At 72.0% G+C, this 6,179-nt stretch carries 4 protein-coding genes; all 4 read left to right on the top strand.

Annotation, left to right across the window (positions count from 1 at the left end):
- Positions 1 to 211: 211 nt before the first annotated feature.
- A complete protein-coding gene (locus ACWGIU_RS26580) occupies positions 212 to 2,164 on the top strand; it encodes an acyl-CoA dehydrogenase family protein (protein ID WP_453709825.1) in 1,953 nt (650 codons plus the stop codon).
- A gap of 91 nt (positions 2,165 to 2,255) precedes the next feature.
- A complete protein-coding gene (locus ACWGIU_RS26575; RefSeq protein WP_453709823.1) occupies positions 2,256 to 3,584 on the top strand; it encodes a hypothetical protein in 1,329 nt (442 codons plus the stop codon).
- Between the two features lie 24 nt (positions 3,585 to 3,608).
- Positions 3,609 to 4,862 carry a 1-deoxy-D-xylulose-5-phosphate reductoisomerase gene (gene dxr / locus ACWGIU_RS26570; RefSeq protein WP_453709821.1) on the top strand — a complete coding sequence of 418 codons (1,254 nt, stop codon included), beginning with the start codon at positions 3,609 to 3,611 and terminating at the stop codon, positions 4,860 to 4,862.
- The gene (locus tag ACWGIU_RS26565) at positions 4,859 to 6,160 is read left to right on the top strand and encodes a M50 family metallopeptidase (RefSeq protein ID WP_453709819.1); all 1,302 of its coding nucleotides are present in this window, start codon (positions 4,859 to 4,861) and stop codon (positions 6,158 to 6,160) included. Before dxr ends, ACWGIU_RS26565 begins: the two co-directional genes overlap by 4 nt.
- The last annotated feature ends 19 nt before the right edge of the window (positions 6,161 to 6,179 follow it).

Raw genomic sequence — 6,179 nt, 5'->3', positions numbered from 1 at the left:
GTGCGGGGGCTCCGGCCGTCCCCTTTTCCGCCGTGGCGAACCAGCACCCGGCCTCACCCCCGACACCGCCACCGGGCGGATCTCCACCGGACCCCGGTTCCCCCGATCGGACCGCCCCGGCTTTTCCGGTGGGGCCGGACGGGGTACGACTCACAAGTAGCACCGGCTGGTAATCCGGTGAACCGACTCCGGCGGCGAGGTGAGTCCCCGCATGTCCGCAACACAGCCCGCACAGCCCGCACAGCCCAAGGTGACCGAGCGCGAGGCACGGCAGGTCGCGGAAGCGGCCCGGGAACAGGACTGGCGCAAACCCAGTTTCGCCAAGGAGCTCTTCCTGGGGCGTTTCCGGCTCGACCTGATCCACCCCCATCCGCTCCCCGCCGACGAGGACGTCCGGCGGGGCGAGGCCTTCCTGGCCCGGCTGCGGGAGTTCTGCGAGACCCGCATCGACGGGGCTCTGATCGAGCGCGAGGCGAAGATTCCCGACGAGACCGTGCGCGGCCTCAAGGAGCTCGGCGCCCTCGGGATGAAGATCGACCCCAAGTACGGCGGCCTCGGCCTCACCCAGGTCTACTACAACAAGGCGCTGGCCCTCGTCGGCTCGGTCAGTCCGGCCATCGGTGCACTGCTCTCGGCCCACCAGTCGATCGGCGTGCCCCAGCCGCTGAAGATGTTCGGCACGCAGGAGCAGAAGGACGCCTACCTGCCCCGGTGCGCCACCACCGCCATCAGCGCCTTCCTGCTCACCGAGCCCGACGTGGGGTCCGACCCGGCGCGCCTGGCCACCACGGCGGTCCCGGACGGGGACGACGCGTATGTGCTCGACGGCGTGAAGCTGTGGACGACCAACGGGGTCGTCGCGGACCTCCTCGTCGTGATGGCCCGCGTTCCCAGGTCCGAGAACCACCGCGGCGGGATCACCGCCTTCGTCGTCGAGGCGGACTCGCCGGGGATCACCGTCGAGCACCGCAACGCCTTCATGGGCCTGCGCGGCCTGGAGAACGGCGTGACCCGCTTCCACCGGGTACGGGTCCCGGCGGCCCAGCGCATCGGCGCCGAGGGCGCCGGGCTCAAGATCGCCCTGACCACGCTCAACACCGGCCGGCTGTCGCTGCCCGCCATGTGCGTCGGCGCCGGGAAGTGGTGCCTGAAGATCGCCCGCGAGTGGTCCGGCGTACGGGAGCAGTGGGGCCGGCCGGTCGCGCGGCACGAGGCGGTCGGCGCGAAGATCTCCTTCATCGCCGCCACCACCTTCGCCCTTGAAGCGGTGGTCGACCTCGCCTCCCAGATGGCCGACGAGGACCGCAACGACATCCGTATCGAGGCCGCCCTCGCCAAGCTCTACGGCTCCGAGATGGCCTGCCTGATGGCCGACGAACTCGTCCAGATCCGCGGAGGGCGCGGCTTCGAGACCGCCGAGTCCCTGGCCGCCCGCGGTGAACGCGCCGTACCCGCCGAGCAGATGCTCCGCGACCTGCGCATCAACCGGATCTTCGAGGGCTCCACCGAGATCATGCACCTGCTGATCGCCCGCGAGGCCGTCGACGCCCATCTCTCGGTGGCGGGCGACCTCATCGACCCGGAGAAGGCACTCGGTGACAAGGCCAAGGCCGGAGCCCGCGCCGCCGGGTTCTACGCCCGCTGGCTGCCCAAGCTCGCCACCGGCCCCGGCCAGGTGCCCGGCACGTACCGCGCTTTCCACCCGAGCGGCCACCCCGACCTCTCCGCCCACCTGCGCTACGTGGAGCGCAGCGCCCGCAAACTCGCCCGCTCCACCTTCTACGCCATGTCCCGCTGGCAGGGCCGGATGGAGACCAAGCAGGGCTTCCTCGGCCGGATCGTCGACATCGGCGCCGAGCTCTTCGCGATGAGCGCGGCGTGCGTCCGCGCCGAGCACCTGCGCGCCACCGGCACCCACGGCCGCGAGGCCTACCAGCTCGCCGACGCCTTCTGCGAGCAGTCCCGGCTGCGCGTCGAGGAGCTCTTCGGCCGGCTCTGGTCCAACACCGACGACCTCGACCGCAAGGTGGTCGCGGGCGTGCTGTCCGGCACCTACACCTGGCTGGAGGAGGGCGTCCTCGACCCCTCCGGCGACGGGCCCTGGATCGCGGACGCGACGCCCGGACCCTCGACCCGGAAAAACGTGCACCGCCCCCTCCGCTGACCTGCGATCATCGCCGGACGTCGGACAGACGTACGAGGATGAGTACGAGTACTGGTACGCGTACGAGCACAGCGCGAGGCGGACGAGAACGATGTCGACGGCCGAGGAAGACCGCACCAGCCGACGGCTGGCCTGGTGCGTGGCGCACCTGCTGCGCCACGCACCGGACCACGTCGTCACCGACATGATCGGCAGGCTGGACGAGCCCACCCGCAAGTACCTGTGCCGGGACGAGTGGCTGTCGGCCTCGACCGTCACCCTGCTGCTGCGCCACGGCCGTGCGGCCGACCGGACCTTCATCGCGCGCAACCCCCGGGTCGTGGGCCGGCCGCTGCCCGGCCTGCCCGGACCCGCCCGCTACGCCCGCCGCCGCACACCCCCCGAACTCCTGCCGGTGCTCCGCGCCGAGCTCGGCAGGGACCCCGCCGAGGAACCGCTCAGTACGTCCGAGCTGGTCGGCCTGCTGCGCCGGCACGGCCGCCGGCGCGGACCGCGGGTCCCGCTGGACATCCTGGCGCTGTGCCACCGGCCCGACCCGGAGCTGCTGCTCGCCGAGCACCTGCGCGAGGCGCTGCCGGCCGGCGCGGTCGAGGCCCTGCTGCTCGTCGCGGACCTGCCTCTGGACACCGTCCACGCGTTCCTGGCCGCCCCGGCGGCGCCGCCGGACGGACGCTCCTGGCACCGGCCCGCCGTCCGCGCCGTGCGGATGGGACGGGTCACGCACGAGGAACTCGTCACCCACGTCGCCCCCGCGCACCGGACCCTGCTGCTCGCCCGCCTCCCCGACACCGACGGCCTGCGCTGGACCCTGCCCGAACAGGCCGGCATGCAGACGGCCGTCCTGCGGGCCCTGCGCCCGCTGGGGGACGATCCCCGTCTGTGGGCGGAGCTGCTGCGGCATGCTCCCGGCCACCGGGGCCCGCTGCCCACGCTGGTCGCCGCCCTGGCCGACGGCACCGTGCCCGAGGCGGCCGACGCGGGTGAGCCCGGCCCCGACCTCGTCCGCGCCGTGCGCCACCTGACCCCGACGGTTGGCGAGCCCTACGGGGGCGTGGAGCGCGAGCTGGCCCTGACGAGCCTCGCCGTGCCGATGGACAGCGTCGCGGAGGACATCCGCTGGGTGCGCGACTGCCTCGACCGCGGCCTGCTCACCGGCCAGGATGTGATCCGGCACAAGCTGCCCGCCTGCTGGGCCCTCGACCAGGACCACTGGCTCGGCGACGTGGCCCATCCCGACCGGCACGACCGCCCCACGGCCGTTCTCGCCTCCCACGCCGAGGCCGACCGGCTGCTGGCCCTCGCCCTCGACGAGGACCCCGAAGCCTGGTGGAGCGTCGCCCGTACGCTCCCGGAGTTCGCCGGAACGCTCCCGCACCTGCTTCTGCGGGTAACGGAAGGGGGCTCCGTGTCCGGCCGCTGATGACTTGCGGCAACAATGGGGGGCATGAGCGACCGCCCAGCCCCCCTCGCCGATCCGCACCTCCTCTTCGACCCCGCGGCCGGCCTCCGGGACATCGTCATCCTCGGGTCCACCGGGTCCATCGGGACCCAGGCCATCGATCTCGCCCTGCGCAACCCGGACCGGTTCAAGGTCACCGCGCTGTCCGCCGCCGGCGGGCGGGTGGAGCTGCTGGCCGAGCAGGCCCGACAGCTGCGGGTCACGACCGTGGCCGTGGCCCGCGAGGACGTCGTACCGGCCCTGAAAGAGGCGCTGAGCGCCCGGTACGGGCCGTCCGAGCCGCTGCCCGAGATCCTGGCCGGTCCGGACGCGGCGGCCGAACTCGCCGCCTCCGAGTGCCACACCGTCCTCAACGGCATCACCGGCTCCATCGGTCTCGCGCCGACCCTCGCCGCACTGCGGGCGGGCCGGACCCTGGCCCTGGCCAACAAGGAGTCGCTGATCGTCGGCGGCCCGCTGGTCAAGGCCTTGGCGAAGCCCGGCCAGATCATCCCGGTGGACTCCGAGCACGCCGCGCTCTTCCAGGCGCTCGCCGCCGGCACCCGCGCCGACGTCCGCAAGCTCGTGGTGACCGCCTCCGGCGGCCCCTTCCGCGGCCGCACCCGCGCCGAGCTGGCGAACGTGACCGTGGCGGACGCCCTCGCGCACCCCACCTGGGCCATGGGCCCGGTGATCACCGTCAACTCCTCGACCCTGGTCAACAAGGGGCTCGAGGTCATCGAGGCGCACCTGCTCTACGACATCCCCTTCGACCGTATCGAGGTCGTGGTCCACCCGCAGTCCTACGTGCACTCGATGGTGGAGTTCACGGACGGCTCCACGCTCGCCCAGGCCACCCCGCCGGACATGCGCGGCCCCATCGCGATCGGCCTCGGCTGGCCCGGGCGGATCCCGGACGCGGCCCCCGCCTTCGACTGGACCAAGGCCTCCACCTGGGAGTTCTTCCCCCTGGACACGGAGGCCTTCCCGGCGGTCGGCCTCGCCCGGCACGTAGGCACCCTCGGCGGCACCGCCCCGGCCGTGTTCAACGCGGCCAACGAGGAGTGCGTGGAAGCATTCCTGGCAGGTCGGCTGCCGTTCACAGCAATCATGGATACGGTCTCTGCCGTGGTCGATGAGCACGGGACACCTGAGTCGGGAACCTCCCTGACGGTCCAGGACGTCCTGGAAGCGGAGGCCTGGGCCAGGGCCCGGGCGCGGGAGATGGCGGCGCGGGCCGCCGCGGAGGCACGCACATGACACTACTGATGACGGTGCTCGGGGTCGTGGTCTTCGCGGTCGGCCTGCTGGTCTCCATCGCGTGGCACGAGCTGGGGCACCTTTCCACGGCCAAGATCTTCGGCATTCGCGTGCCGCAGTACATGGTGGGCTTCGGGCCGACCGTCTGGTCGCGGAGGAAGGGCGAGACCGAGTACGGGCTCAAGGCCATCCCCATGGGCGGCTACATCCGCATGATCGGGATGTTCCCGCCCGGCGAGGACGGCAAGGTCACCGCCCGCTCCACCTCGCCGTTCCGGTCGATGATCGAGGACGCGCGGTCGGCCGCGTACGAGGAGCTCCAGCCCGGCGACGAGAGCAGGCTCTTCTACACGCGCAAGCCGTGGAAGCGCGTGATCGTGATGTTCGCCGGGCCGTTCATGAACCTGATCCTGGCCGTGGCGATCTTCCTCACGACCCTGATGACCTTCGGGCTGAACACGCAGACCACCTCGGTCGCCACCGTCTCGGACTGCGTCATCCAGCAGAGCGAGAAGCGCGACAAGTGCGCCCCCGGCGACCCGGCCGCCCCCGCCAAGGCCGCGGGCCTGAAGGCGGGCGACAAGATCGTCGCCTTCAACGGCCGGTCGGTCGGCGACTGGTCCGCCCTGCAGAAGGACATCCGCGCCACCGTCGGCCCCGCCACGATCACGGTGGAGCGGGCCGGGGAGCGGGTGGACCTCAAGGCGAACCTGATCGAGAACAAGGTCGCCAAGACGGACGGCAGCGGCCGGTACGTCAAGGACGAGTACGTCACCGCGGGCTTCCTCGGCTTCGCCCCCGCCTCCGGCTACGTACCGCAGTCCTTCGGCCAGTCCGTCGACCGCATGGGCGAGATGATGCAGGCCGGCGTGGAGTCACTGGTCGCGCTGCCCTCCAAGGTCCCGGACCTGTGGAACGCGGCCTTCAACGGGGCCGAGCGCAAGCAGGACAGCCCGATGGGCGTCGTCGGCGCGGCGCGGGTCAGCGGTGAGATCTTCACCCTCGACATCCCCGCCCAGCACCAGCTGGTCTTCTTCCTCAACCTGCTGGCCGGCTTCAACCTGTCGCTGTTCCTGTTCAACATGCTGCCGCTGCTCCCGCTCGACGGCGGGCACATCGCCGGCGCCCTGTGGGAATCGTTGCGGCGCGCCGTCGCCCGGGTCTTCCGGCGCCCCGATCCCGGCCCGTTCGACGTGGCGAAGCTGATGCCCGTCGCGTACGTGGTCGCGGGTCTGTTCATCTGCTTCACCCTGCTGGTGATGGTGGCGGACGTGGTGAACCCGATCAAGATCACCTAGTGGGCGGGGGCTCTACCCC

It is taken from the genome of Streptomyces sp. NPDC054840 (assembly GCF_053611065.1).
The sequence above is the reverse complement of the archived record's forward strand: the minus strand, read 5'-3'. Positions and strand labels throughout refer to the sequence as shown.

Bases quoted from the DNA above. Each gene is read 5' to 3' on its own strand.
- ACWGIU_RS26580 (WP_453709825.1), top strand. From the start codon at position 212: ATGTCCGCAACACAGCCCGCACAGCCCGCACAGCCCAAGGTGACCGAG.
- ACWGIU_RS26575 (WP_453709823.1), top strand. From the start codon at position 2,256: ATGTCGACGGCCGAGGAAGACCGCACCAGCCGACGGCTGGCCTGGTGC.
- dxr (WP_453709821.1), top strand. From the start codon at position 3,609: ATGAGCGACCGCCCAGCCCCCCTCGCCGATCCGCACCTCCTCTTCGAC.
- ACWGIU_RS26565 (WP_453709819.1), top strand. From the start codon at position 4,859: ATGACACTACTGATGACGGTGCTCGGGGTCGTGGTCTTCGCGGTCGGC.